Source organism: Streptomyces sp. NPDC040622 (genome assembly GCF_055593965.1).
Genome location: NZ_JBVIXD010000006.1, coordinates 81,045 through 107,075 on the forward strand (window position 1 = coordinate 81,045; position 26,031 = coordinate 107,075).

General features: G+C 71.9%; 22 protein-coding genes and 1 pseudogene. 13 read left to right on the forward strand and 10 right to left on the reverse strand.

Features of this window, described 5'->3' with window-relative positions; genetic code table 11:
- Positions 1 to 104: 104 nt before the first annotated feature.
- Together ACZ592_RS18105 and ACZ592_RS18110 are read left to right on the forward strand one after the other, a co-directional pair.
- Positions 105 to 422 (forward strand): annotated as a pseudogene (locus ACZ592_RS18105) (alkene reductase); the annotation flags it as partial.
- An 11-nt stretch (positions 423 to 433) separates the two neighbouring features.
- Positions 434 to 1,873 (forward strand): MFS transporter, encoded by a 1,440-nt coding sequence (locus tag ACZ592_RS18110; protein ID WP_471582555.1) that lies wholly within the window; start codon positions 434 to 436, stop codon positions 1,871 to 1,873.
- 36 nt (positions 1,874 to 1,909) lie between these two features.
- On the opposite strand, the gene ACZ592_RS18115 is transcribed toward ACZ592_RS18110, so the two are convergent.
- The 3 genes from ACZ592_RS18115 to ACZ592_RS18125 form a co-directional block, all read right to left on the reverse strand.
- Positions 1,910 to 2,326, reverse strand: a complete 417-nt coding sequence (locus ACZ592_RS18115; RefSeq protein WP_471582556.1) for a VOC family protein — start codon at positions 2,324 to 2,326, stop codon at positions 1,910 to 1,912.
- Positions 2,327 to 2,453: 127 nt separating this feature from the next.
- On the reverse strand, positions 2,454 to 4,928 hold the full coding sequence (locus tag ACZ592_RS18120) for an ATP-binding cassette domain-containing protein (protein WP_471582557.1): 2,475 nt from the start codon (positions 4,926 to 4,928) through the stop codon (positions 2,454 to 2,456).
- Between the two features lie 272 nt (positions 4,929 to 5,200).
- Complete coding sequence (locus tag ACZ592_RS18125) at positions 5,201 to 5,575, reverse strand: MerR family transcriptional regulator (protein WP_471582558.1); 375 nt, start codon at positions 5,573 to 5,575, stop codon at positions 5,201 to 5,203.
- A gap of 138 nt (positions 5,576 to 5,713) precedes the next feature.
- Here ACZ592_RS18125 and ACZ592_RS18130 point away from each other — a divergent pair, with 138 nt between their 5' ends.
- The 6 genes from ACZ592_RS18130 to ACZ592_RS18155 all read left to right on the forward strand — a co-directional run bounded on the left by ACZ592_RS18130 (position 5,714) and on the right by ACZ592_RS18155 (position 11,040).
- A complete protein-coding gene (locus ACZ592_RS18130) occupies positions 5,714 to 6,394 on the forward strand; it encodes a DsbA family oxidoreductase (RefSeq protein WP_471582559.1) in 681 nt (226 codons plus the stop codon).
- Positions 6,391 to 6,999 (forward strand): deaminase, encoded by a 609-nt coding sequence (locus tag ACZ592_RS18135; protein WP_471582560.1) that lies wholly within the window; start codon positions 6,391 to 6,393, stop codon positions 6,997 to 6,999. Before ACZ592_RS18130 ends, ACZ592_RS18135 begins: the two co-directional genes overlap by 4 nt.
- Before the next feature lie 469 nt (positions 7,000 to 7,468).
- On the forward strand, positions 7,469 to 9,136 hold the full coding sequence (locus ACZ592_RS18140) for an MFS transporter (RefSeq protein ID WP_471582561.1): 1,668 nt from the start codon (positions 7,469 to 7,471) through the stop codon (positions 9,134 to 9,136).
- Between the two features lie 132 nt (positions 9,137 to 9,268).
- A complete protein-coding gene (locus ACZ592_RS18145; protein WP_471582562.1) occupies positions 9,269 to 9,796 on the forward strand; it encodes a helix-turn-helix domain-containing protein in 528 nt (175 codons plus the stop codon).
- 80 nt (positions 9,797 to 9,876) lie between these two features.
- On the forward strand, positions 9,877 to 10,527 hold the full coding sequence (locus ACZ592_RS18150) for a hypothetical protein (RefSeq protein WP_471582563.1): 651 nt from the start codon (positions 9,877 to 9,879) through the stop codon (positions 10,525 to 10,527).
- Between the two features lie 177 nt (positions 10,528 to 10,704).
- On the forward strand, positions 10,705 to 11,040 hold the full coding sequence (locus ACZ592_RS18155) for a DUF2516 family protein (protein WP_471582564.1): 336 nt from the start codon (positions 10,705 to 10,707) through the stop codon (positions 11,038 to 11,040).
- A gap of 113 nt (positions 11,041 to 11,153) precedes the next feature.
- Here the strand turns inward: ACZ592_RS18155 and ACZ592_RS18160 are convergent, their stop codons facing one another.
- From ACZ592_RS18160 to ACZ592_RS18170, 3 genes are all read right to left on the reverse strand, one after another.
- Positions 11,154 to 12,557: a PP2C family protein-serine/threonine phosphatase gene (locus tag ACZ592_RS18160; RefSeq protein WP_471582565.1), complete on the reverse strand. Its 1,404-nt coding sequence runs from the start codon at positions 12,555 to 12,557 to the stop codon at positions 11,154 to 11,156.
- Positions 12,558 to 12,843: 286 nt separating this feature from the next.
- On the reverse strand, positions 12,844 to 13,905 hold the full coding sequence (locus tag ACZ592_RS18165) for a C40 family peptidase (protein ID WP_471582566.1): 1,062 nt from the start codon (positions 13,903 to 13,905) through the stop codon (positions 12,844 to 12,846).
- Positions 13,906 to 14,194: 289 nt separating this feature from the next.
- A complete protein-coding gene (locus ACZ592_RS18170; protein WP_471582567.1) occupies positions 14,195 to 14,995 on the reverse strand; it encodes a class I SAM-dependent methyltransferase in 801 nt (266 codons plus the stop codon).
- Between the two features lie 168 nt (positions 14,996 to 15,163).
- Here ACZ592_RS18170 and mshA point away from each other — a divergent pair, with 168 nt between their 5' ends.
- The 3 genes from mshA (at position 15,164) to ACZ592_RS18185 (ending at position 19,287) form a co-directional block, all read left to right on the forward strand.
- Entirely contained in the window at positions 15,164 to 16,537 is a 1,374-nt protein-coding gene (mshA, locus tag ACZ592_RS18175) for a D-inositol-3-phosphate glycosyltransferase (protein ID WP_471582997.1), read from the forward strand.
- Complete coding sequence (locus ACZ592_RS18180) at positions 16,530 to 17,027, forward strand: type III secretion system chaperone family protein (protein ID WP_471582568.1); 498 nt, start codon at positions 16,530 to 16,532, stop codon at positions 17,025 to 17,027. Before mshA ends, ACZ592_RS18180 begins: the two co-directional genes overlap by 8 nt.
- Positions 17,028 to 17,463: 436 nt before the next feature.
- The gene (locus ACZ592_RS18185; RefSeq protein ID WP_471582569.1) at positions 17,464 to 19,287 is read left to right on the forward strand and encodes a glycosyl hydrolase family 28-related protein; all 1,824 of its coding nucleotides are present in this window, start codon (positions 17,464 to 17,466) and stop codon (positions 19,285 to 19,287) included.
- Here ACZ592_RS18185 and ACZ592_RS18190 read toward each other — a convergent pair.
- Positions 19,211 to 20,647, reverse strand: coding sequence for an MDR family MFS transporter (locus ACZ592_RS18190; RefSeq protein WP_471582570.1), 1,437 nt, complete (start codon positions 20,645 to 20,647; stop codon positions 19,211 to 19,213). The two genes, ACZ592_RS18185 and ACZ592_RS18190, sit on opposite strands and share 77 nt — an antisense overlap.
- Positions 20,648 to 20,830: 183 nt before the next feature.
- On the opposite strand from ACZ592_RS18190, the gene ACZ592_RS18195 reads away from it, so the two are divergent.
- Positions 20,831 to 21,592 (forward strand): phosphoglyceromutase, encoded by a 762-nt coding sequence (locus ACZ592_RS18195; protein WP_471582571.1) that lies wholly within the window; start codon positions 20,831 to 20,833, stop codon positions 21,590 to 21,592.
- A 148-nt stretch (positions 21,593 to 21,740) separates the two neighbouring features.
- Positions 21,741 to 22,763 (forward strand): S66 peptidase family protein, encoded by a 1,023-nt coding sequence (locus ACZ592_RS18200; protein ID WP_471582572.1) that lies wholly within the window; start codon positions 21,741 to 21,743, stop codon positions 22,761 to 22,763.
- 53 nt (positions 22,764 to 22,816) lie between these two features.
- Here the strand turns inward: ACZ592_RS18200 and ACZ592_RS18205 are convergent, their stop codons facing one another.
- The 3 genes from ACZ592_RS18205 to ACZ592_RS18215 form a co-directional block, all read right to left on the reverse strand.
- Entirely contained in the window at positions 22,817 to 23,389 is a 573-nt protein-coding gene (locus ACZ592_RS18205) for a hypothetical protein (protein ID WP_471582573.1), read from the reverse strand.
- 35 nt (positions 23,390 to 23,424) lie between these two features.
- The gene (locus tag ACZ592_RS18210; protein ID WP_471582574.1) at positions 23,425 to 25,419 is read right to left on the reverse strand and encodes a YncE family protein; all 1,995 of its coding nucleotides are present in this window, start codon (positions 25,417 to 25,419) and stop codon (positions 23,425 to 23,427) included.
- Positions 25,420 to 25,564: 145 nt separating this feature from the next.
- Entirely contained in the window at positions 25,565 to 25,819 is a 255-nt protein-coding gene (locus ACZ592_RS18215; protein ID WP_471582575.1) for a hypothetical protein, read from the reverse strand.
- Positions 25,820 to 26,031 lie beyond the last annotated feature (212 nt).

The window sequence follows — 26,031 nt, forward strand, 5'->3', positions numbered from 1 at the left end:
TGCGGGGCAGCAGCCCGGCGCACCGCATCAGCCAGCCAGCCAGCCAGCCAGTCGCCGAGCCGGCCAGGGGAGCACGCACGCCATGACCACCGCCACCGCCACTGATCCGCGCGAACCGGCCGGGCACGCTGATCGCCAACCCGGCCCTCGGCCGGGGCGGCCCGCTGCCCGCCGACGGTGGACGGTACGCCGGTGAGCGGTTGCTCGAAGCAGGGGCGGACCTGGTCTCGCTGGGCCGCGCCTTCCTCGCCAACCCGGACCTGGTCGAGCGGATCCGCGTCGGCGCGCCGGTCAACTCCCCCCGGGACACGGGCCTGATGTACGTGGGCGGGGCGACCGGCTACACGGACTACCCGGCCCTCGGCGAGGAGACCGGCGCGGCCGTCGAAAACGGGTGGCGGTCGGTCGGACACCGCGCCTAGCTTGTGCGCTCGTGACTGATCATCCGAAGGTGCGGGTACGGTCCGGTGCTCAAGTCGAGCCGGACGACGGGGGGTTGTGGAGCTCGCGGTACCTCGCGGCCACCGGCAGCATCGCCGCCGTGATGTTCCTGACCGGATTCGCCGCGCTCGCCGTCGTGCCGACCCTGCCCCTCGCCGCGCGCGACCTGGACGGGGTGGCGCTCTACCCGCTGGTGGCCGGCTGTTTCGTCGCCGCGAGCCTGCTGGGCGGGGTGCTCGGCGGCGACTGGGCGGACCGCGCGGGGGCACGCGGGCCGCTGGCCGCGGGCGTGGCGCTGGCCGTGGCCACCCTGCTGATCTCCGCCACCAGTACGACGGTCTGGCAGCTCGCGGCAGGACGCTTCCTGGACGGCCTGGCCGCCGGAATGATCGCCGTCGCCGTCAACAGCGCCGTCGCCCAGACCTACCCCGAGCGGCTGCGGCCGCGCGCCCTGTCCCTGATGAGTACCTGCTGGATCGTGCCGTCCCTCACCGGGCCCCCGCTCGCGGGCCTGGTCGCCGACTGGTGGTCCTGGCGCGCGGTGTTCTACGGCCTCGCGGCCGTGACGGTCCTGCCCGCGCTCGCCGTGGTGGTGCTGCTGCGGGGGCGGCCCGACCGCTCCGCGCCGACCGACGCGCACACCACGTCTCCCGACGGGTCCGAGGACACGCCCCGGCGCCCCCCGCTCCTCGTGGCGGCGGCGGTGAGCGTGGGCGCGGCCCTCGCGCAGTACGCCGTGTCCGACTGGGACCTGCTGCACCTGCTCTGCGGGGTCGCCGGGTTCGCGCTGCTCGGCGCCTTCGCGTCCCGGCTGCTGCCGTCCGGCACCTGGCGTGCGGCGCGGGGCCTGCCCGCCTCGGTGCTGCTGCGCGGCCTGTCGTCCGGGGCGTTCTTCACGCTGGAGGCCTTCGTGCCGCTGTACCTCGTGACCGAACGGCACGTGGCGCCGCTGGTGACGGGCCTGACGTTCACGGGCGCCGCGGTGGCCTGGGCCGGCGCCTCCTGGGTACAGGGCCATGTCCTGGACCGCGGGCCCCGCCACCGCCTCGTCGTCGTGGGCGCGCTGGTCCTGGCGGCGGCGGTCGCGCTCGCCGCCCTCGGGACGCTCCCCGGAATGCCGGTGCTGACGGCCGCGTCGGCGATGCTGGTGGCCGCCGTCGGCATGGGCCTGGTCGCTCCCTCCCTCACCCTGCTCTCGCTCTCGCACAGCCCGCCGGACCGCACGGGGTACGCGGGCAGCGCGATGCAGACCACCCAGAACCTCGGCCAGGTCACGGTCATGGCCCTCGCCTCCGCCCTGTTCACCGCGTTCCTCGCGGTGAGCCCGACGGACGCGGCGGGCTACGGCGCGGCGTTCGGCCTCCTCCTGGTGCCGAGCGTCCTGGTCGCCGTACTCGCGGGGCGGGCGGGGACAGCGCGGCCGACGGCGTAGACCGGCCTGCGGGCCGCTCCCCGCGTCGGCCGGCCGCTACTTCGTGCGCGGTTCGGCGAAGCGGACCATGTTGCCCGCCGGGTCGCGAAAGGCGCAGTCGCGGACGCCGTAGGGCTGGTCCGTCGGCTCCTGGAGCACCTCGCCGCCGCCGGAGCGGATCCGCTCGAAGGTCGCGTCGCAGTCGTCGGTGCGGAAGTTGACGCCGCGCAGCATGCCCTTGGTCATCAGCTCGGTGACCGTACGCCGGTCGGCCTCGGGGGCGTTCGGGTCCGCGAGCGGCGGTTCGAGGACGATCGCGACGTCCGGCTGCGTGGGCGACCCGATGGTCACCCAGCGCATGTCCTGGTAGCCGACGTCGTCGCGCACCTCGAAGCCGAGTACGTCGCGGTAGAAGGCGAGCGCCTTCTCGTGGTCGTCGACGGCGATGAAGCACTGTGCGAGTTCGATGTTCATGCCGTCCACGCTAGGCACGGGCGGCGGGGTTCGCCTGTCGCGCCGGACCGTGCCGGACCGTGCCGGACCGTGCCGGACCGTGTCCGACCGTGCCGGTGGAGGCCCGGGCCAGCCCGGGAGGCCACCCTCAGGCCCCCACGTACTCCGCGAGGTGCTCCGCCGTGAGCGTGGAGCGGGCGGCGACCAGGTCGGCGGGCGTGCCCTCGAAGACGATCTTTCCGCCGTCGTGGCCCGCGCCGGGACCGAGGTCGATGATCCAGTCGGCGTGCGCCATGACCGCCTGGTGGTGCTCGATGACGATCACCGACTTGCCGGAGTCGACGAGCCGGTCGAGCAGGCCGAGCAGCTGCTCGACGTCGGCGAGGTGGAGGCCGGTGGTCGGCTCGTCGAGGACGTAGACCCCGCCCTTCTCCGCCATGTGCGTGGCGAGCTTGAGCCGCTGGCGCTCGCCGCCGGACAGCGTCGTGAGCGGCTGGCCCAGGCTGACGTAGCCCAGCCCGACGTCGGCGAGGCGCCGCAGGATCCGGTGGGCGGCGGGCGTGTGCGCCTCGCCCGCGCCGAAGAACTCCTCGGCCTGCGCCACGGACATCGCGAGGACCTCGCTGATGTCACGGCCGCCCAGGTGATATTCCAGGACCGACGCCTGGTACCGCCTGCCCTCGCAGTCCTCGCAGGGGCTGGCGACGCCCGCCATCATGCCGAGGTCGGTGTAGATGACGCCCGCGCCGTTGCAGGTCGGGCAGGCGCCCTCGGAGTTGGCGCTGAACAGCGCGGGCTTCACGCCGTTGGCCTTGGCGAACGCCTTGCGGATCGGGTCGAGGAGACCGGTGTACGTCGCGGGGTTGCTGCGCCGCGAGCCGCGGATCGGCGTCTGGTCGACCGCCACCACGCCCTCGTCGGCGGGGATCGACTTGTGCACCAGCGAGCTCTTGCCGGAGCCCGCGACGCCGGTGACGACGGTGAGCACCCCGAGCGGGACGTCGACGTCGACCCCGCGCAGGTTGTGCGCGTCCGCGCCGCGGATCTTCAGGGCGCCGGTGGGCTCGCGCACGCCCTTCTTCAGCGCGGACCGGTCGTCGAAGTGCCTGCCGGTGACGGTGTCGGACGTGCGCAGGCCCTCGACGGTCCCCTCGAAGCAGACGGTGCCGCCGCCGGTGCCCGCGCCGGGGCCGAGGTCGACGACGTGGTCGGCGATCGCGATCGTCTCCGGCTTGTGCTCCACGACGAGCACGGTGTTGCCCTTGTCCCGCAGGCGCAGCAGCAGGTCGTTCATCCGCCGGATGTCGTGCGGGTGCAGGCCGATGGTGGGCTCGTCGAAGACGTACGTGACGTCGGTGAGGGAGGAGCCGAGGTGGCGGATCATCTTCACGCGCTGTGCCTCGCCGCCCGACAGGGTGGCCGCGGGGCGGTCGAGCGCGAGGTAGCCGAGCCCGATCTCCACGAACGAGTCGAGGGTCTGCTGCAACGCGTCGAGCAGGGGCGCGACGGACTCGTACGTACCGTCGGAGGAGCCTGTCGAGGCGCCCGCCGTCGAGGGTCCGGCGTCGCCGCCGAGGCCGCGGACCCATTCGGCCAGGTCCCTGATCTCCATCGCGCAGGCGTCGGCGATGCTCTTCCGCTTGATCTTCGAGGACCTGACGGCGTCGGTGAGCCGGGTGCCGTCGCACTCGGGACAGGTGGTGAAGGTGACCGCCCGCTCCACGAAGGCCCGGATGTGGGGCTGCATCGACTCCTTGTCCTTGGACAGGAACGACTTCTGGATCTTGGGGATCAGCCCTTCGTAGGTGAGGTTGACGCCGTTGACCTTCACCTTCACCGCCTCGCCGTACAGGAAGGCCTGCAGCTCCTTCTTCGTGTACCTGCGGATCGGCTTGTCCGGGTCGACGAAGCCGGACTGGGCGTAGACCTGCACGGTCCACTGGCTGTCCGACTTCCAGCCGGGGATGGTGAACGCGCCCTCGGCGAGCGACTTGGAGTCGTCGTAGAGCTGCGTCAGGTCGATGTCGGAGACCGTGCCCCGGCCCTCGCAGCGCGTGCACATCCCGCCGGTGCGCTGGAAGGTCGCCTTCTGTGCGTGGGTCTTGTCGCCCCGCTCGACGGTGATCGAGCCGCTCGCGCGGACGGACGCGGTGTTGAAGGAGTACGCGCCGGGCGGCCCGATGTGCGGCTTGCCGAGCCGGCTGAAGAGGATGCGGAGCATCGCGTTGGCGTCGGTGGCGGTGCCGACGGTGGAGCGGGGGTCGCCGCCCATCCGCTGCTGGCCGACGGTGATCGCGGTGGTCAGCCCGTCGAGTACGTCGACTTCCGGCCGCGCCTGTGTCGGCATGAAGCCCTGCACGAAGGCGCTGTACGTCTCGTTGATCAGCCGCTGCGACTCGGCGGCGATCGTGTCGAACACCAGCGAGCTCTTGCCCGAGCCGGAGACGCCCGTGAACACCGTGAGACGGCGCTTGGGGATCTCGATGCTGACGTCCTTGAGGTTGTTCTCCCGGGCGCCGTGCACGCGGATCAGGTCGTGGGTGTCGGCGGCGTGCGCGGCGGCCGCCGGCGGGTCCGACGGGGGCGTCTGCCCGGTCCTCGGTGTCTTCCTGGCCTGGCTCATCGTGGTCTCCATCTGTCGGGCCTCGGACCGGCCGGCGGTCCACCTCGGGCGGCCGCGCATCGAGGTCCGGCACGCCACGTGGGCTGTGCGGGGGAGTCGGCGTGAAGGGCGGTGCCGCTGTCATCGGGCGTAACGGTCTGTGGGGCCACGCTAGCGGCGCCGGAGGGCGGGCGCTTCTCGATTCCGGACCCGTTCGGTGTGCGGTTTGATTCCGGACCCGTTCGGTGTGCGGTCGTCAGTGGTCGCCCGCCCGCCGGGGCGCGGACGGTCGGTCAGCTGCGGTGGACCTCGGGGGCCTCGCCGGGCAGGGCCGTCTCGACGCGGAGCGCCTGCAGGGTGTCGAGTTCGCGGTCGATGTCACGCCGCTTGGCCTCGAGGCGCTCGGCCTGCTCGGCGAACAGCTGCTCCATGACGCCGTTGCGCTCCTCCGGCGGGGCCTCCATGCAGGGGAGTACTTCGTCGATGGTGGTGCTGCCCAGGCCGGCGGCGAACAGGTGCTGGATCATGACGACCCGCTCGACCATGGAACTGTCGAAGTCGCGCCACCCGCCGGGGGTGCGCTCGGAGCGGATGAGCCCGTGCGCCTCGTAGTACCGCAGGGACCGGGTGCTGACGCCGCTGGCTGCCGCCAGCTCACCGATGCGCATGAGACCTCCTGAACCTTCGACCTCTTCAAGCCCTTCCGGCTCCGCGTCAACTGCCGTTCCTTGCAGTTGACACCGGCGTGAAGTTACACGATCCGGGTGTCGCACCCACCGGGGGTGCCTCGGGAACCGGAGGTCGCCGTGACCGCTCAGATCCATCTGTGGTCGGACTACGTCTGCCCGTTCTGCCTGATCGCCGACGAGATCGTCGAGCGCGTGACCGCCGACCGGCCCGACGTCGAAGTCGTCCACCACGCGCACGAGTTGCGCCCCCGGCCGACGCCCACGCTGCGGCCGGAGGACCCGTACCTGCCCGACATCTGGGAGCGCGCCGTGTACCCGATGGCACGCCACCACCAGGTGCCGATGCGGTTGCCGACCGTATCGCCGCAGCCCCGCACCGAGTTGGCGTTCCGGGGCGCCCAGTACGCCGCGGAGCAAGGGCGGGCGCACGCCTATCACCGGCGCGTGATGACCGCGTTCTTCCGCGAGGACCTCGACATCGGGGACCGCGCGGTCCTGGCCCGCCTGGCCGAGGAGGCCGGACTGGACCCGGTCGCCCACGCGGCGGCCCTCGACGAGCGGAAGTACGCCGAGCGGCACCGGCAGGCGCTGGCCGAGTCGGCCCGGATGAAGATCACCGTCGTACCCACGATCGTCATCGGCACCCGGCGCATCGAAGGCGTCGCCACCGAAGGCGCGATCCGCCGGGCACTGCGTGATGCGGCGGCGCGTGTGTCGGTGGACGCGCCCGCCTTGGCCGTGGACGCGACCGCCTTGGCCGCGGGCGCGACCGCCTTGGCCGCGGAGACGATCGCATGACCGGGGACAGAAACCGGCTCACGGACCTCACAGACATCCTGGCCCTCACGGACCACACAGATCTCACGGACCACACGGCTCTCATGGCCCACGCCGTGGAGATCTGCGTCCGCCGGGTCGAGTCCGGCGGGGTCCCCTTCGTCGGACTGCTCGTCGGAGACGACGGGTGGGTCTCCGACCCCGGCGTGAACCTCGTCCACGAGACCGGCGACCCCACCGCCCACGCGGAGATCGTCGCCCTGCGGGGGGCCGTCCGGGCCCGTGGCCGTTCCGCTCCGCGGGGGGCCACCCTGCTGGCGACGGGAGAGCCGTGTGCCCTGTGCTACCGCGTCGCCGCAGCTCACGGTGTCGCCGCCGTCCGCTTCGCCGTCGGCCGCGACACCGCCGCCGCGTGGGGCTTCGACTACCGGGCCGGCTACGCCGCCGACGCGACCGATCGACTGCCCCTGGCGGCGACGGCCCGGCGACTCCCCGTGGAGCGGGGCCTGGCCCCCTTCACCCGCTACGCCGCCCTGCACCGCCACGACTTCACCGGCCACGGGGCGCTCACGCGCACTGGCTCTGCCTCGCCCTCGCCGTCCTCCCCGGCACGTCCGGGGCCGTGACCGTGAGCGTCTGCTGCGAGGGCTACGACGAGGACACCGGCGGCAAGATCTGGACGCGCCGCTGACGACCCCCCCTCAGGGGCGTACGCACTGACTCGTGTGCGGCAAAAACTCGTGTGCGGCAAGACCCGGCCATGTCGTACCGTGAACAAGCTGCTTGCTGCGCCGGAGACATCGGCGACGGCGACAACGACAGACTTCCTGTTCCTTCTGCGTAGATCTTGAGGTGACGTCCTATCAACCAGGCCATGTAGTCGTCCGTGTTCCCCGCGTGCTGTCTTGTCGCACGTGTCCGGGGGCGGACGTCGCGCTGGCCTGAGTTGCGTCACCGCTCCCCGCAGTTTTCCTTCCCGGGTGCAGCTCTGCCGTCTGCCCCCGGGTTTCGTGTTTTCCGGCCGTGTTGGTTCCCGGCCCCCGGTGTGGCTGCCGGCAGGGCTCCCCGATCCCTTTGGATCAGGAGTTTCCCGTCGTGTCTTCCTCCGCGCTCGGCAACGAGCCGCAGCACACCACCGAGCCGCAGCACATCACCGAGCCTCCACACCACTCGGCACCCCGTCCCCCAGCACCCCACCACCCGAAGATGGCCATGGCGGCCCGGATCGCTCTCTTGGTGGTGCTGGTCGCCGAGCTCATGGACATCCTCGACCAGTCGGTCGTGCTGACCGCGCTGCCCGCGATCCAGGAGTCGACCGGCGCGGGACCGGCCGCGGTGCAGTGGCTGACGACCGGCTACTCACTGCCCGTCGCCGTCGGGCTGATCACCGGCGGACGTCTCGGCGACCTCCACGGCCGGCGCAGGATCCTCCTCATCGGCACCGCCGTGTTCACGACGGCCTCACTGCTGTGCGGCCTCGCCACCGGCCCGGGCGTGCTGATCGCCGCCCGGGCGCTCCAGGGCGTGGGAGTCGCGCTGATGATCCCGCAGGTCCTGGCCACCCTCCATGTCACCTTCGAGGGCCGGAACCGCAGCAAGGCGTTCGGCCTGTACGGGGCGGTCCTCTCGCTCGCCAACGTCCTGGGCCCGGTGATGGGCGGCCTGCTCACCGAGGCCGACCTGTTCGGGCTGTCCTGGCGGCCGGTCTTCCTGGTCAACGTGCCCGTCGGCCTCGCCGTGATCGTCCTGGGACGCCGGTTCGTCCCCGAGTCGACCGTCAAGAAGGCCGACCGGCTCGATCTCACCGGCATGCTGTTGTCCGCACTGGCCGTCGTCCTGATCGTCTTCCCGCTCACCGAGGGACATCTCCACCACTGGCCGCTGTGGTGCTTCGCCCTGCTCGTCGCCGGCTTCGTCGTCCTCGGTGTCTTCCTGCGCCACCAGAACCGCAAGCAGCCGGTGCACCGCAAGCAGTCCGTGCACCGCAAGCAGCTGGTGAACCGCAAGCAGTCCGTGAACCGCAAGCAGTCCGCCGGAGCACTGTCAGCGCCCCTTGTGCCCCTGTCCCTCTTCCAGAGGCGGCCGTTCTCCGGCGGAGTGTCCGCGCAACTGACGCTCGGCCTGCTGTGCGGGCTGTTCTTCATGACCTGGACCCTCTACCTCCAGCGAGGCCTCGGCATGAGCCCCTTCCACGCGGCGCTGGCCTTCGTGCTGCTCTCGGTGGGGGAGCTGGCCGGTGCGACGGTCGCGGCGAAGAGCGGCGGGCGCTTCGCCCGCAGGCTGCCCCAGGCCGGAGCTCTCATCGCGCTCGCCGCGATGGCCGCCCACGGACTTCAGGCCGACGCGGTCCAGGGGGACCTGACCCTCGTGGCGATGACCGCTCCGGTCGTACTGATCGGCTTCGGCCTCGGCATGGTCGGCGGCCCGCTCGCCGACATGTCGCTGGCCGGAGTCCCGCACGAGGACGCCGGGGCCGCCTCGGGCCTCTTCAACACCGCCATGCACCTGGGCATCGCGCTGGGCACCGCGCTGACCGCCCTCGTGTTCTTCGCCGCCACCGACGGCTCGCCCGAGGCCGGACTCAACCGCGACGCGTTCGTCACCGTGCTGTGGTGGGTCGGCGGCCTCCTCGCCCTGATGTGGACCCTGCTGTTCTGCCTGCCCCGGCACGCCACCGAACAGGCCGACAACCAGGCAACTGACCAGACCGAAACCCAGACCGAAAACCAAACCGACTCCCAGACCGAGAACCAGACCGGCTGAGCAACTCCCCCCGGCGGCGGTGCCCGCACCCCGAGGCACCGCCGCCCCCGCCCCGGCCCGCCCGACGTGGCGTGGCGCACTTTTGCAAGCAGGCGCTTGCAAAAGTTAGCAAGGGTGCTGCACCATCGACGCATGGCATCACTCAACGTCGGCAATCTCGGTGAGTATCTGCGCGACCAGCGGCGCAACGCGCAGCTGTCGCTGCGGCAGCTCGCCGACGCCGCCGGGGTGTCCAATCCGTATCTGAGCCAGATCGAGCGCGGCCTGCGCAAGCCGAGCGCCGAGGTCCTGCAGCAGGTCGCCAAGGCCCTGCGGATCTCCGCCGAGACGCTGTACGTACGGGCCGGGATCCTCGACGAGAAGGAGCGGGACGAGCTGGAGACGCGTGCCGTCCTCCTCGCCGACCCCTCCATCAACGAGCGCCAGAAGCAGGTGCTCCTGCAGATCTACGAGTCGTTCCGCAAGGAGAACGGCTTCGAGACCTCGTCGTACGCGGAGCAGGATTCGTACGACGGCCGGGAGCCGTTCGCGGAGCAGGTTCAGGACACGGAGCAGGACCAGGACACCGTCGCCGAAGGCCCCCGCACGGCCGGGCGCAGTGCTGCCGACCCGAAGCAAGCGAAGCAGAAGAAGAAACCGAAGCAACCACCCTCGAACTGACCGGGCCGAACGCAGCCCACGAGGCCGCATCCGGCCGGCCGAGCTGACCGAGACCACGCGATTCCGGGAGGACCATCGTCATGGCCATCACCGATGACCTGCGCAAGACCCTCAGCAACCCCACCCCCGCGTACTTCGTCGCCGGGTCCGCGGACCTCGCCCTCCAGCAGGCGAAGAAGGTGCCCGGCCTCGTCGAGCAGCTGATCGCCGAGGCGCCGTCCCGCATCGACGCGGTGCGCAACACCGACCCCAAGGCCGTCCAGGACAAGGCCACCGCCCGCGCCAAGGAGGCGCAGGAGTCCCTCCAGGCCAAGGTCACCGAGGTGCTCGGCACGCTCGACACCGACCTGAAGAAGCTGGGCGAGACCGCTCAGGACTTCGCGCTGCGGAGCGTCGGCGTGGCCGCCGAGTTCGCGGTCAAGGCGCGCGAGAAGTACGACGAGGTCGCCGAGCACGGCGAGCAGGCCGTGAAGTCCTGGCGCGGCGAGGCAGCCGAGGAGATCCTCGAGTTCGCCGAGACGGTCGAGCCCGACGCCGAGCCGACGGCGGGCGAGGGCCAGGGCGCCAAGAGCGTCGCCGCCACCGCCTCCCAGGACACCATCGTGGCCAAGGACACCGGGGCGACCGCCGAGCCCAAGGGCGTGGCCGCCGCCCCGGCGAAGAAGCCGGTCGCGAAGAAGGCCCCGGCCCGCAAGACGACGGCGAAGAAGACCACGCCGCCCGCGAAGTGATCCCGGGCCCCGGGCCCCGGTGGTCCGGGGTTCCGGAGTTCCGGGGTTCCGGGGTTCCGGGACGATTCCGTCGTGTGCACGGGGCGGGCACTCCCGGCGTGTCCGCTCCGTTGACGGGGTAGCGGGTACCGTGGCCGGGTAATCGATGAGCCGAGACTGGTGGTGGACGTTGTGCTGATGCAAGGGTTCGCGAACTTCATGTGGCTGCTGTCGCTGGCCCTGATCGTCTTCAGCGGATTCGCGCTCATCGACGCCGCCGTCCGGCGCGAGGACGCCTACCGCGCGACGGACAAGAAGACCAAGCCGTTCTGGCTGATCATTCTCGGCATCGCCTTCGTGGTGAACCTGCTCTTCCCGATCCTGTCGTTCCTGCCGATCATCGGCCTCGTCGCCACGATCGTGTACATGGTCGACGTGCGCCCCGCGCTCCGGCAGATCACCGGTGGCGGCGGTGGCCGCCGCGGCGGCTCCAGCAGCGACGGCCCGTACGGCCCGTACAACGGCGGCCGGTAGCGGTCACCCCGCTCCCCGGACGCCCCCGCAGTCGCCCGGCCACGCTCAGCGTGCGCCGGGCGTTCCTGTCCGCGGACTCACCTCGCTGGACTCACCTCGCGCCCGGCCCGGACTCACCTCGCGCCCGGTGTCCGGTCCAGGAGCAGGACCGCCACGTCGTCCGTCAGATCCCCGCCGTTGAGGTCGCGCGCCTCGTTCACGGCGGCCTCGAGCAGTTCGTCGCCCCGCAGTCCCGTGGCGAGCTGGCGGCGGACCATGTCCACCATGCCGTCCTGCCCCAGGCGCTGGTTGCCCCGGCCGATGCGGCCCTCGATCAGGCCGTCCGTGTAGAGCATCAGGCTCCACGCGCCGCCCAGCTCGACCTGCCGGCGCGGCCAGCGGGCGCGCGGCAGGAGACCGAGGGCGGGGCCCCCGTCCTCGTACGGGAGCAGCTCGGCGAGCCGCCCCTCGCGGGCGATCAGCGGCGACGGGTGCCCGGCGAGGCAGAGGCCGGCCCGGCGGCCGTCCGGGGCGATGTCGACCGTGCAGAGCGTCGCGAAGATCTCGTCGTCCGCGCGCTCGTGCTCCAGGACCTTCTGGAGCGTGGAGAGCAGTTCGTCGCCGCACAGCCCCGCGAAGGTCAGGGCGCGCCAGGCGATCCGCAGCTCCACGCCGAGCGCCGCCTCGTCGGGTCCGTGACCGCAGACGTCGCCGATCATGACGTGGACGGAGCCGTCGGGGGTGCGCACGGTGTCGTAGAAGTCGCCGCCGAGCAGCGCGCGGGAGCGTCCCGGCCGGTAGCGGGCCGCGAAGCGCAGCGGTGAGCCCTCCAGGAGCGGCGTCGGCAGCAGCCCGCGCTCCAGGCGGGCGTTCTCCTGGGCGTGCAGCCGGGACTCGGTCAGCTGGCGCTGGGCGGCGTCGGCGCGCTTGCGCTCCACCGCGTACCGGATGGCGCGGCTGAGCAGGCGCCCGTCCAGCTCGTCCCGGAAGAGATAGTCCTGCGCGCCGACGCGCACGGCCTCGGCGCCGCGCTCGGAGTCGTCGTTCGCGGTGAGCGCGAGGACGGCGTGCCGGGGCGCGAGCCGCAGCACGTGGTGGAGCGCGGCGAGCTCGTCCTCGCGCTCGCCCTTGCCCTCGTCCGCATGGGCGGAGCGCGCGTTCCCGTTCGACGAGGTCGCGGAGCCCGGGACGGTCAGGGCCAGGTCGAGCAGGATGCAGTGGACGTCGTCCGTGAGCAGCCGCTCGGCCTCGGTGAGGTTGCGGGCGGTGCGGATGCGGATGGGCTTGCCCGCGGAGTCGAGCAGCTCGGGAACGGTCAGCGAGCCCGCCGGGTCGTCCTCGATCACCAGCAGGGTGAGTCCGGAGCCAGGGCCCGAGCCGTTGCCCTTGTCGGTTGTGGGACGGTCGGAGGCCGCCGGGTCGTGGGCGGGGGCCCCGGCGTCGTGGGTGGGCGCCGCCGTGTCGTACGGGGGCGCCGCATGAGCCTGACCGCCTTCCGCGGCCGGGATCGCTCTCTGCCGCGGTATGGGTACGGGCATCGCTTGGTTCCTTCCCTCCCCCCGAGGGCATGGTGCCGCGCAGGTCGACGCGGCACCGACGGGGACCCTAGCGGTAGCCGCGCCTCCATTGGAATGGCGCGCGGCAAACAGCCACCGTCATATGCCGCATCCAGGAACGCAATTGGGCACGGCACGGTCCCGCCAGGGATGACGAACATCACGCCGGGAGGGTTGAGCGGGGCGGCCCGGGGTGCGCTGGGTCACACCGGATGCCCGGCACCCGACGCACATCGGGTGCCGGCTGCCGTCCGGGCCGCCGCGCGGACTACTTGTCGGGGCGTACGACCCCGAGGATCTGCATCGACCCCGCGCCCGCGATGGTCACGTCCCGGCCCGGACGCGGCGCGTGCACGATGGCGCCGTCGCCCAGGTACATGCCGACGTGGCTCGCGTCCGCGTGGTAGATGATCAGGTCGCCGGGGCGCATGTTCTTGATGTCGACGCGCGGCAGCTGCTTCCACTGCTCCTGCGAGGTGCGCGGAATGCCGCGCCCCGCCGCACTCCAGGCCTTCGAGGTGAGCCCCGAGCAGTCGTACGAACCCGGGCCCTCGGCACCCCACACGTACGGCTTGCCGATCTGGGCGGTGGCGAACGCGATGGCCTTCTTGCCACGGGCCGACGCGTCGCCGCCGACGTCCTTCAGGACGCCGGAACTCACCCACGCCGACTGCTTCTTGCGGGCGGCGGCCTCCTCCATCTTGCGCAGCCGCTCCCGCTCCTCCTTCTCCAGCGTCGACTCGATCTTCTCGGCGTCCGCGATCTTCTTCTTTATCTTCTTCTTCGACGCGGCCTTCGCCTTGCGGTTGGCTTCCAGCTTCTTCCAGCGGGCGGTGGCGTCCTTGGCGTAGACCCGCAGGTCGTCCTGCGTCCGCTCCAGCTCGGTCAGCATGCCCTTGGTGGCCTTCTCGCCCTGCCGCATGCGCCCGGCACCGTCCAGGAACTGGCCCGGGCTGTCGCTGAGCATCAGCTGGGCCTCCCTCGGCATGCCGCCGCCGCGGTACTGCGCGCGGGCCGCGGCGCCCGCGCGGGCCTTCAGCTTCTTGACCTTCGCCTGGCCCTCGGCGATGTCCTTGGCCAGCTTCACGATCTGCTCGGACTGCTTGTCGGCCTTCTCCTCGGCCGCGTTGTACGCGTCCGTGGCCACGCCCGCGTCGTGGTAGAGCTCGTCGATCTCCTTGCGGATCTCTTCGAGGGACTTGTCCGTCCGGGGCGTCGGGTCGGCGGGAGCACTCGCCGGGCTCGCAAAGGCCGTCCCCGGTGCCGCCAGCACCGTCGCCGCGCAGATCAGCGCCACGGCCGTCGCCGTCGAGTATCGCTTGCCAGTCACGCTCCGCCACCCCCAAAGCTGATTTACCGTCAGTAACTTTTGGTCGCCATCGGGATGGTGCCATGCCGGAGCCCGATTCGACAGAGCCCGTCAGCCACTTGGATCCCCCCACTCGCCCCATGTGACGAACAGCACGCGGAGATCGTTCCCCGCAGGTCACCGCGGCACGATTGCGGGCGGGGCGCCGGACTGTGCCGAAGGGCCGGGCGCAACCCTCGTACGACACCCGGGTGTTCGCACCGCCGACGGCCGGGCCCCGACGCGCTCCCCGCCCCTCCGCGGCGCCGCTTCAGTCCGCCCGAGGCGCCAAGGCCGCCCACCTCACGGTCACTTCCCCCTGTCGCCACCGCGAAGTCCCGTCGAGCACCGGCCAGTCGGCGGCCAGGTCCCGCACCGCCCTGATCCACCGCTGCCGCGCCCCGTACGAGGCGTAGGGCGCCGCGGCCGCCCAGGCCCGGTCGAAGTCCCGCAGGAACGCGTGCACGGGCTCGCCGGGCACGTTCCGGTGGATCAGCGCCTTCGGGAGGCGTTCGGCGAGGTCGGAGGGTTGCTCCAGGGAGCCGAGCCGCGTCGCGAAGGTCACCGTGCGCGGCCCCTCGGGCCCGAGCGCGACCCACACGTGCCGCCGCCCGATCTCGTCGCAGGTGCCCTCGACGAGCAGTCCGCCGGGAGCGAGCCGGGCGCACAGCCGCTCCCAGACGGCGGCGACCTGCTCCTCGTCGTACTGCCGCAGGACGTTCGCGGCCCGGATCAGGACGGGGTCGGCGCCGGACAGCGGCACCTCGAAGCCGCCGTGCCGGAAGGAGAGCCCTTCGCGCGCGTAGGGCGCGGCGCCCGCGACCCGGGCCGGATCGATCTCGATGCCGACCACGCGCGCGCGTGGGGCGGCGGTACGGAGCCGGAGCAGCAGCTCGACGGCGGTCCAGGGGGAGGCGCCGTACCCGAGGTCGACGGCGACGGGGTCCGCGGCGCGGCGCAGCGCGGCGCCGTGGGAGGCGGCGATCCAGCGGTCCATGCGGCGCAGCCGGTTCGGGTTCGTGGTCCCGCGCGTCACCGTTCCCACGGGGCGGGAAGGGGTGCGTGGGGCCATGGGAGAAGGGTATGCGGGGACAACAGTTGAGAGGCGCAGCGTAATGCTTTGGCAAAAACGGGAAGAGTGGCCCTCAGGTGGAAATGGAGCAGCCGCTTCCAGTGTTCCTCCTCCGGAGGACCGTACGCCCTCCCTGTAGTCATGCCCGTACGCAAGGAGGACCGCCACGTGAGCCAGTACGTGTCCAGGCTCGGGCGTCGCTCCCAGGCGGCCCCGTCACGCCTCCGCATCCCCGGGATTCCCGGCATCCCCAGCACCCACCGGCGCCCCCGCCGCGTGGCCATGCTGAGCGTGCACACCTCGCCGCTGCACCAGCCGGGCACGGGGGACGCGGGCGGCATGAACGTCTACATCGTCGAGCTCGCCAAGCGCCTCGCCGCGATCAACGTCGAGGTCGAGATCTTCACCCGCGCCACCACCGGCGGACTCCCGCCCGCCGTGGACCTGGCGCCCGGCGTCCTGGTGCGCCACGTCGACGCGGGTCCCTACGAAGGACTCGCCAAGGAAGAGCTGCCGGCCCAGCTCTGCGCCTTCACGCACGGCGTCATGCAGGCCTGGGCGGGCCACCGCCCCGGCTACTACGACCTGGTCCACTCCCACTACTGGCTCTCCGGCCACGTCGGCTGGCTCGCCGCCGAACGGTGGGGCGTCCCCCTCGTCCACGCCATGCACACCATGGCGAAGGTCAAGAACGCGGCGCTCGCCGACGGCGACACCCCCGAGCCCGCCGCCCGCGTCATCGGCGAGACGCAGATCGTCCGCGCCGCCGACCGCCTCATCGCCAACACCGCCGAAGAGGCCGACGAGCTCGTACGCCACTACGAGGCCGAGCCCGGCAAGGTCGCCGTCGTCCACCCCGGCGTCAACCTCGACCGCTTCCGGCCCGCCGACGGACGCGCCGCGGCCCGGCACCGCCTGGGCCTGCCCCAGAACGCCCTCGTGCCGCTCTTCGCGGGCCGCATCCAGCCGCTGAAGGCCCCCGACCTGCTGCTCCGCGCGGTCGCCGTCCTGCTGGACGAGCGCCCGGCGCTGCGCTCGAACATCGTCGTCCCCATAGTGGGCGGCCCGAGCGGCAGCGGCCTCGCGAAGCCCGAAGGGCTGCAGAAGCTCGCCGCGAGGCTGGGGATCGCGGACGTGGTCCGCTTCCAGCCGCCGGTCGGCCAGGAGCAGCTCGCGGACTGGTTCAGGGCGGCGTCGGTCCTGGTGATGCCCTCCTACAGCGAGTCCTTCGGCCTGGTCGCCATCGAGGCGCAGGCCGCGGGCACGCCGGTCCTCGCGGCCTCGGTGGGCGGTCTGCCCGTCGCCGTGCGCGACGAGGTGACCGGATTCCTGATCGACGGCCACGAACCGGCCCACTACGCGCGCGTGCTGCGCGACTTCGCCGACCGTCCCCACCTTGTGGACAGCATGGGCGAGGCCGCGACCCGGCACGCGCAGTCCTTCGGCTGGGACACGGCGGCGTCCGCCACGGCGGACGTCTACACCGCCGCGATGCACGACTTCCGCACGGCTCAGCGTCACGTACGCTCGCACCATGGCTGATCAGGCGGAGACCGCGGCGATCATCGAGCGGACCCTGGACGAGGCCGGGCTCGCATGGGAGAGCACCGAGCCCGGCTCGTACGTGGTGAAGCTCCCGGGCACCCGGAAACTCTCCACGACCCTCTCGCTGCGGGCCGGCAACCACTCCCTCTCCCTGAACGCGTTCGTGATCCGGCACCCCGACGAGAACCACGAGGCGGTGCACCGCTGGCTGCTGGAGCGGAACCTCCGCCTCTACGGGGTCAGTTACGCGATCGACTCCCTCGGCGACATCTACCTCGCCGGCAAGCTCCCGCTCTCCGCGGTCACCCCCGCCGAACTGGACCGCCTCCTCGGCTCGGTCCTCTCCGCATCGGACGACTCCTTCAACACGCTCCTGGAGCTCGGCTTCGCGTCGGCGATCCGCAAGGAGTACGAGTGGAGGATCTCCCGGGGGGAGTCGACGCGGAACCTTGATGCGTTCACGCATCTGACTCGCCCCGGGGCGTAGGCGAGGGGGGCTTGGCGGGATCCTCCCGCCGGGCACACGTACGGCTCGCCCGCTCCCACCCGGCCGGTCGCCCCATGCTCCTTGCTCCTTGCCCCTTGCCTCGCACCGTGCGGTGGGCGGCAGGCCCGCTGCTGTGGGGTGGCCTGCTGGCGTTGAGTGCGGGCCGCGGTCCGGTGGGTTGCTTTCCCGCCGCTGCGCGGCGTTCCCCCCCACCGGCCCACCCGTTTGCACCGCACCGCACCGCACGGTGAGCGGCAACTCCCTTCGCCGCGCGGCGCTTTGCTCCGTACCGCCCGGTCGCCCGGGGGTCGACAACCCCCGCCGCCGCTCGGCGACTTGCCCGGTCGCTCACCCCGGCGCCCCCACCCCCACCCCCACCCCCTTCCGTCCAGCGCGACGCCATGGCATGCTCCGGGCCCATCAAGTCATCGCAAACATGAACTCCATTCACATCTGTGGACGATGGATGATGGAAGGCGGCGGCACCATGGACCAGCACCCCGGCAGGCTCAGCACCCCCCACAGTCCCCACGGCCCCCACACCCCCCACGCCCCCAGCAGGCGCACCCTCCTGACCGGCGCGATAGCCGCGGTCGCAGCCGGGGCGGCGGCCACCGCGACCGCCACCGGCACCGCCCACGCCGTCACCCCCGCCCCCGCCCCATCTCCATCCCAAACCCCCACCCTCTGGCGGGAGTTCATCGCCAACCCCTGCACCCACCCCCAGATCCCCTACATCGGCCGAGCCGGATTCCGTACGGGAGGACGCGCCCTCCCCGACAGTTCCCCCCACTCCATGGACGCCCGCCACCACGGCGTCCACCCCGGCACCGATTCCGACTCCGCCCCGGCCATCAACCGCGCCCTCGCCGAGGCGGGCCGCAGGGGCGGCGGGACCGTGGTCCTGCAGCCCGGCACCTACCGCGTCGACGACGTCATCCGCATCGCCCACGACAACGTCACCCTCCGCGGCGCGGGCAGCGCCCGCACCACCCTCCTCGCGACGAAGAGCCTCACCGAGCTGATCGGCCCCTACGGGTCCCGCTACGGCGGCGACAAGTCCAGCTGGTCCTGGGCCGGCGGCCTCATCTGGCTCTGTCCGCAGGAGCGTTGGGAAGAGCTCACCGGTGCCATCAGGGCGAAGGACTGGCCCTTCGAGGGCTGGACCGGCAACAAGCGCGACGTTTGGGAGAGCCTGACCACCGTCCGCCCTGCCCACCGTGGTTCCTGGTCCGTGGCCGTCGCCGACATCTCCCGCCTGCGCAAGGGGGACCTCGTGCTCCTGCGTCTGGCCGACGACCCCGGCCACACGCTCCTCGAGCACATGGCGGGCGGCGGCGCGGGCCCGGAGGCGTACACCTGGGACGACAAGACGAAGCTCACCTCGTACGTCCCCTACGAGTGGCCCGTACGGATCGCCGCCGTCGACCGCGCCGAGCGCCGGGTCACCTTCGAGCGGCCGCTCCCCCTGGACGTACGCCCGGAGTGGGATCCCCGGCTGACCACCCACGTCACGGCGCTGACCGGCTCCGGAGTGGCGGGCCTGACGCTGGAGGCCGTGGAGACGCCGCAGTCCCCGCACCTCCTTGACAAGGGGTACAACGGGATCACCTTCCAGTGCGCGTACGACTGCTGGGCCGACGACGTCGTCGTACGCCACGTCGACAACGGCTTCGGACTCGTCGCCGCCTCCGCCTGCACCCTGCGCCGCACCCGCGTGGCGGGCCGCGGCGCCCACCACCCGTACTTCTGCCGCGAGGGCTCGCACGACAACCTCGTCGAGGACTTCGTGATCGAGAAGCGCACGGCACCGGCCCCCGCGGGCACCCAGCTGCACGGCATCAACGTCGAGGGCCTCTCCTCCCACAACGTCTGGTCGCGGGGCCGCATGGAGATGGGCACGTTCGACTCGCACCGCGGGATGCCCTTCGCCAACGTACGTACGGACATCACGGTCGAGAACGACGGCAGGCACGGCGGCGACGCGAGCGCGGGCCCCCTCTTCGGCGCCCGCTTCACGCACTGGAACATCCGCGTCACCAACGAACGCGCCGGCCTGATGAAGATCGACGGCCTCGCGCCGTACAGCGCGACGGTCGGCCTCAACACGGTCCGCGAGTTCGACCAGACCGACGTCCCCGACTTCACCGGCGACCTGCACGCCCGCCTGGAGCTCTACGGCACTATGGACGCGGTGCGCCCACGGAATCTGTACGAGGCGCAGCGGGACCTGCCGAACGGCCGGTATCCGCGGACCTGACGTCGGCGGGCGCGGCGGGCACGGCGGTCGCGGCGGCCGGGACGGTCGCGACGGCCGCCACCGCACCGGCGACCTCCGCCGCCGCGACCGGCCCCGCCGGACCCACCGGGTCGACGGGCCCGACCGGCACGACCGTCTGGGCGGAGAACTCGGGGGACGCGTCGTCGAGCCCCCGCATGAGCCCCCAGTACCCGAGCGCCGCCACCGTCCCGAGCACCGCGCACGCCGCCCAGAGCCACTCCGCCCCGAACCGGTCGATCATGAAGCCGGACATCAGCGGGGCGACGAGAGCGGCCACGGACCACGAGAGCGTGTACATGCCCTGGTAGCGGCCGCGCCCGTGGGTGGGGGAGAGGCGCACGACCAGGCCCGTCTGGGTCGGCGCGTTGACGATCTCGGCGAGCGTCCACACGCACACCGTCAGCGCGAAGACCCCGACCGACCCGGCGAACGCGGTGAGCCCGAAGCCGTACCCGGCGAGGACCGAGGAGATCACCAACAGCCGTCGCGGGTCCCGGTGTTCGATGAACCGGGTGACGGGGATCTGGAGGGCGACGATCAGCACGCCGTTGACGGCGATCGCGACACCGTAGTCGGCGGGCGTGAAGCCCGCCTCGCCCATGGCGACCGGCAGCCCCACCGAACCCTGCTGGAAGATCAGCGCGACGAGGAAGGAGAGCCCGACCACGCCCATGAACCGGCCGTCCCGCAGGACGGTGCCGAGGCCGACCGCCGGCTCCGCCGCCTTCTCCAGGGCCGTCCGCACGGGCCGGGACTCCGGCAGCTTCACGAAGACGACGATCGCGCAGGCCATCGTCATGACGGCCTCGATCAGGAAGCCGGCGCGGTAGCTGTACGAGGCGATGAACCCGGCGCCCGCCGAGGAGACGGCGAAGCCGAGGTTGATGGCCCAGTAGTTGAGGGAGAAGGCCCGCACACGGTCCTCGGGGCGCACGATGTCCGCCATCATCGCCTGGACGGCGGGCCGGGACGCGTTGCTCGCCATGCCGACGGCGAAGGCGACGCCCGCGATCGCCACGGGGTGCTCCATGAAGCCGAGCACCGCCACGGACACGGCCGTGGAGGCCTGCGCGATCAGCAGCGTGGGCCGCCGTCCGAGCCGGTCGGTCATCACGCCCGCGCCGAGCGAGGAGACGACGCCGCCGAGCCCGTGGAGGGCGGCGACGAGCCCCGCGTACGACGCCGAGTAGCCCCGCTCCAAGGTCAGGTACAAGGCCATGAAGGTGGCGACGAAAGCCCCGAGCCGGTTGACCAGGGTGCTCGTCCACAGCCACCAGAAGGCGCGGGGCAGGCCCGAGACGCTCTCGCTGATCGCGCGTCTCACGGCGGTGAACGGCATGGTGATCCCCCGGAATGCGTCAGTATGTGTAAGTGGCTCCTAAGGCATGTGAACGTTACGAGTCCAAGGTCCCGGCCCGCCACCCAATTGACGGGAGCCGTCAACTGGCACGTCGTCCCGCCCGCGTCTCACCCCCGCGCCCGCGCGCGCGGTGCGCCCCCGGGTTCGATTACGCTCAGAGGCATGGCCGACGCACCGTACAAGCTGATCCTCCTCCGCCACGGCGAGAGCGAATGGAACGCGAAGAACCTGTTCACCGGCTGGGTGGACGTCAACCTCAACGAGAAGGGCGAGAAGGAGGCGGTCCGCGGCGGTGAGCTGCTGAAGGACGCCGGCCTGCTCCCCGACGTGGTCCACACGTCGCTCCAGAAGCGCGCGATCCGCACCGCGCAGCTCGCCCTGGAGTCCGCCGACCGCCACTGGATCCCGGTCCACCGCTCCTGGCGCCTGAACGAGCGCCACTACGGTGCCCTCCAGGGCAAGGACAAGGCCCAGACGCTCGCCGAGTTCGGCGAGGAGCAGTTCATGCTGTGGCGTCGCTCCTACGACACCCCGCCGCCGGCGCTCGACCGCGACGCGGAGTACTCGCAGTTCTCCGACCCCCGCTACGCGACGCTCCCGCCCGAGCTGCGCCCCCAGACGGAGTGCCTGAAGGACGTCGTCGTCCGCATGCTCCCGTACTGGTTCGACGGCATCGTCCCCGACCTCCTCACCGGCAGGACGGTCCTGGTCGCGGCGCACGGCAACTCGCTGCGCGCCCTGGTCAAGCACCTGGACGGCATCTCCGACGAGGACATCGCGGGCCTGAACATCCCCACGGGCATCCCGCTCTCCTACGAGCTCGACGCCGAGTTCAAGCCCCTCAACCCGGGCGGCACCTACCTCGACCCGGACGCCGCGAAGGCGGCGATCGAGGCGGTCAAGAACCAGGGCAAGAAGAAGTAGCCCCACCGCTTCCAGCCCCCACCGCTGCCAGCCCCCCACCTGCGGTTCTCCGCCGGTGGGGGGCCGCTCTGTCCGGCGGGCTGGATCCGCCGGGCCGGTGAACGGAAAACGTGTCGCACGGCGTGGGCGGCGTCGGGATACTGCCGCGGTGACCGCTACCGCGCTGCCTCAACTCCTTCGCCCTCGTGCCCTGAAGCCCGGAGACCTCGTCGTCGTCGCGTCGCTGTCCGGGCCGCTGCACGCCCGGTACGAGCCCGACCTCGAGCAGGCGGTGGGCGTACTCGAGCGGATGGGGTTCCGCGTGCGTCGGGCACCGCTCCTCGAAGCGGGGCGGCACCATTGGTGGAGTGCGGCGACACCGGCGGAGACCGCCGGGGAACTCAACGCACTTCTGCGGGATCCTGAGGTGCGGGCCATCGTCGCGCATGACGGCGGCAGCTCAGCGCTCGGCTACCTCGACCTGATCGACGTCGAGGCGATCAGGTCCGACCCCAAGCCGATCCTCGGCCACAGCGACATCTCACTGCTGCACCTCGTGCTCTTCGCGCGCACGGGGCTGGTCGGCTTCCACACCGACCTGGCCACTCCAGGACTCGGCGGGCACTGGCAGACCGCCCCCGCGGCACGCCGGGCGGAGCTCGAACGGCTCTACTCGACGCTGCTGACCGGTACGGAGGCGATCGGTGCGCTGCCGGCCACCCCGTCGTGGGAGTGCTGGCGTGCCGGTCGCGCCGAGGGACGCCTGATCGGCGGGCTGCTCAATCGCCTCGTGCTGACGCAGGCGACGCGTTACGCGCTGCCGCTCGAACGGTTCGACGGCGCGGTGCTGTTCTGGGAGGAGATGGGGGCCCAGGCAGCGCATGTGTGGAGCTATCTGCAGGTGCTGCGGCACAGCGGCGTCCTCGACCGCATCTCCGGCATGGTCGTGGGCGTCCCGTACGCGATCGACGGACTCGACTCGCCCGACGCGTCCCCGCCCCTGCCCGAGTTGGTCCTCGACGTCCTCGGCGACCGCGACATCCCCGTGCTGGGCAACGTCGAGTTCGGACACGCCGGCCCGAACCTCCCGATGCCCGTCGGTACGCGCGTCGCCCTCGACGCGCGACAGCGGACCTTGGCCCTGCTCGAACCCGCGGTACGCCCGCTCACGGAGACCGGACCGGGAGACTGAGCGCCGCGACGGATGCTGCCGGCCGGTCGGTGACCGCTCCGGGGTCCCGCCTCCTACGCCTCCCCGTCACGTCCCGAAGACCCCACCGGCGACGCCCCCTTGAGTCTCCTTTGTGCCTGGAGGATCAGGGCTTCCCGGGCCTCGCGGTGCTGGGTGATGAGGTCGGTCACGTGGGGGCCGTCCAGGTGTGCGCCGCCGTGTGCCTCGTCGCACATCGGGAGCAGGGACCTGCGCATACCGCGGGCCGCCACGCGCAGGGGGTCCGACCGGTCGCCGGTGAGCAGGGCGATCAGCTGGGACTGTTCGTGCAGGGACTCGTAGGCCTCCAGCGCCGCCGTCGCCATCGCGTCGAGAGCGTCCGTGTCCGCACCGTCCGCACCGTCCGCACTGCCCGCACTGCCCGCGCCGCCCGAGGCCCCCGCGTCCCGCGCACGGCGCCACCGCAGCAGCGCCCTCAGCGCGCGGTCGGCCGTCGCCAGATACTCCGCGAGTCCGGTCAGCAGTGCCTCGTCCCAGCGGACCGCCAACTGCCGTCTGTGCACGGCGTGTTCCCGCCACGCCTGCAGCAGGGCGCCGGCCACGGCGCCCACCACCGTGGAGACGGTACCCACCCACAGGACGTCCACCGGCCGAGCGTATCGGCCGGTGGGTTCCCGCGGTCCTATCGCGTGAAGTTCAGGTACTTCCACGCCCCGTACGTCGTCGAGTTGACGTTGTCGCCCGACGTCGCGTTCACGTACGCCGAGCGGATCCGGGCGCGGATGCCCGACTGGCCCGGGGCCTCCAGGCGGACCGTGGAGGTGCCGTCGGGGGCGAGGGCGAAGTACTGGGAGCCGGTCGCGTGCCACTTGTGGTCGGCGCCGTACACCTGGACCTCGAAGCGCTGCTTGCGGCCCTTGTAGTACGTCATCGTCGTCGCGAGCTGCGGGTCGGTGTTCTTGTGGAAGTAGTGGTACTTCGTGGAGCCGATCTTCCCCGTCTTGTAGTGCCTGGAGACGGTGCCGGAGATCTTGACCCTGGCGTACGCCGTGGACGTGGCCGACGCGGAGGCCGAGCGCGCGTCTCCGGAGAAGACCGCGGTCACCTTCGTGTCCCGCTTCATGTCGAGTGTCGCCGACAGGTTGCCGTGCGAGTTGACCGTGCCCTTCTTGACCAGCTTCTTCGGCTTGTCGCCGCCGTAGGGGTCGGCCCAGATCTCGACGGTGCGGTTCTTGTACGTGCTGCCGAGGTGTGCCGTGAAGGGGACGTCCGCCCCGTAGGAGTACGTCTTCTTGTTGTTGTTCAGGGTCAGCGTGGACTTGGAGCGCGAGACCGTCACCGACGCCGACTTGCTCGCCGCGGCGTGCGTGACGTCTCCCGCGTACGTGACCTTGTACGTCACCTTGCCGCCCGCCGGCGGGCTGTCGGTGAAGGAGAAGGAGCCGTCCGCCTTGGTCTTGGTGCCCGGCAGCGCCTTGCCGGGGGCCGGCGACTCCACGTCCGTGCGCGTGACCGACAGGGGCGTCCCGGCCGGCAGCGGCACTGTGTCCGTGAGCTTGCCGGTGACGGTCAGGGGCTTGGCGCGGGGCGCTTTCTCCGGAGCGGTCACCGTCAGCGTCGGCAGGGACTTGCCCGGCTCGGCCATGGTGCGCAGCGAGAAGGTGCCGTACGAGTTCACGGACACCGCGAAGAGGTGGCTGTCGTCCGGGGCCCAGGCGAGGGCCGCCGGCACCAGCTCGTCGGCGCCGCTGGTGTTGCCGGTGTTCGGGAAGTCGTACTCCCGCACCGGCACCTTCACGCCCGGCTGGTAGATGTGCACGTCGGGGTCGTAGATGGAGTCGCTGCCGCCCGCGATCGTGCCGTCGGAGGCGATGGCCACGGCGTTCGGGTAGGCGTCCGTGGGATAGGCCGTCTCCTGGGAGAGGTCCTTGGTGGAGTACGCGGGGAAGGAGTAGCCGAACCCGTCCCCCCAGGTGGTGAGCACCTGCTCGCCGTCCGGCGTCAGGTCCAGCTGCTTGAAGTTGCCGGTCAGGTTCTTCGTCGTGCGCAGGACGGGCTCGGCGCCCGAGACGTCGTACACCGCGATGTCGGCCCAGGTGTTGCCGCGCTCGCCGGCCACCAGGACGCCGGGCGCCTTCGGGTCCGCGCCGAGCAGCGGCACGCCGTCCCAGTCGACGCCAGGGGCCTCGACGAGCTTCACCGCGGGCTCGTCGCCGGAGGTGCCGGACGGGTCCAGCGAGCCGAGGCCGCCCTCGTAGCCGAACCACACCTTGCCGTCGACCGTCTCCAGCGTGGCCGGGCCCTTCGCGCCCGCGAGGTCGTAGCTCGCCGTCTGCGTGTACGTGTCGGTCTCCACGGACACGATGCGGTTCTTGTCGGAGACCGCCGCGTACACCTGCTTGGAGTCCGCGGAGAGGGTGAGGCCGGAGACGCCCGGCAGGCCGGTGAGCGTGCCCTCGACCTTGCCCGCGTAGTCCGTGACGACGATCTTGCCGACGAGCGGGTCGGAGACGTACACCCGGCGGTGGACGCCGTCGACGACGATGTCCCCGACCGCGGAGACCGGCAGGACCTCGGCGGAGTCGGCCGCGGCGGTGCCCGCCGTGCCGGCCGTCAGGACCACCGAACCGAAGATGACCGCGAGCGCCGTCGCGGTCGAGATGCTGCGCGTGCGCACAGTGATGTGACCCCCCACATGAATGCGGCCGGGCTGTGCGCCCTGGCCGCCTGATCCCCCGTCACGGCGCAGGGTATGGCATGTCTGTGACAGTTGTGGAGGGAGTTTCACAAGTGGGATGCGGAGAAGGGAGAGCCGGGCGGGGTCACCGCGTCCCCGGACTCCCGCCGCCGCCCCCGCTCCCGCCACCCGCCTCCGAGTCCGAGATGCCCCGCGCCAGGTCCGTGACGACGTCCTGGACGCCCTGGCCGAAGTCCGTCGGGGCCACCAGGATGCCGAAGACCAGCACCACGGTCATGGTCAGGAGCGTGTCCGAGCGTGAGCGGGCCTGCACCTTCCTGCGCAGCAGGATGACGATGACGACGGCCAGGAGAAACGCGAGATCGATCGACAGGACCACTGGGCCACCCCTCCCGACAGGAGCGAACACCCGGAACACCCGGACATTCCTGTGTAGCCCGGCCGGAGTGACGCGGTGGGGCACTTCCCTGTACTTGGCAGCAAAGCGCTCATGCGGGGCCGGATCGGCGCGCGGGCAGGGGCGAATTCACGCCCCGCCCGCGCCGTGGCCGCGGCCACGCGCGCGTGCGCCGTTGACGCGCCCCGTCCTCG